The following is a 508-nucleotide window of genomic DNA, read 5'->3' on the forward strand; positions in this document are numbered from 1 at the left end:
ATCTAAGTACCTGGAGGAAAAGAAAACAAAAGTGATTCCCTAAGTAGCGGCGAGCGAACGGGGAGAAGCCTAAACCAATACTATGTAAGCCTACAAGCGTTGTAATATTGGTGTTGCGGGGCATAGAAGGGGTGTTTGTAGCCACCCACAAAGACAACAAACGGTATTCGAACCAATTGGGAAATTGGACCGAAGAAGGTGAAAGTCCTGTAGAAGAAACCGTTTCGCGCTTTGCCTATGACCCCAAGTACGGCGGGACACGTGAAATCCCGTTGGAATCCAGGAGGACCATCTCCTAAGGCTAAATACTACCTAGCGACCGATAGTGAACCAGTACCGTGAGGGAAAGGTGAAAAGCACCCCGGGAGGGGAGTGAAATAGAACCTGAAACCATATGCTTACAAGCAGTCGGAGCACGTTAAAAGTGTGACGGCGTGCCTTTTGTAGAATGAACCGGCGAGTTATGGTAGCGAGCAAGGTTAAAGTGAGAAACTGGAGCCGAAGCGAA

The 508-nt window shown here is 48.6% G+C and carries 1 rRNA gene; it reads left to right on the forward strand.

Going from position 1 to position 508, the window contains the following annotated elements:
• Positions 1-508, forward strand: a 23S ribosomal RNA gene (locus BHF68_RS08585); the annotation flags it as partial.

The organism is Desulfuribacillus alkaliarsenatis (assembly GCF_001730225.1).
Lineage (GTDB): Bacteria > Bacillota > Bacilli > Desulfuribacillales > Desulfuribacillaceae > Desulfuribacillus > Desulfuribacillus alkaliarsenatis.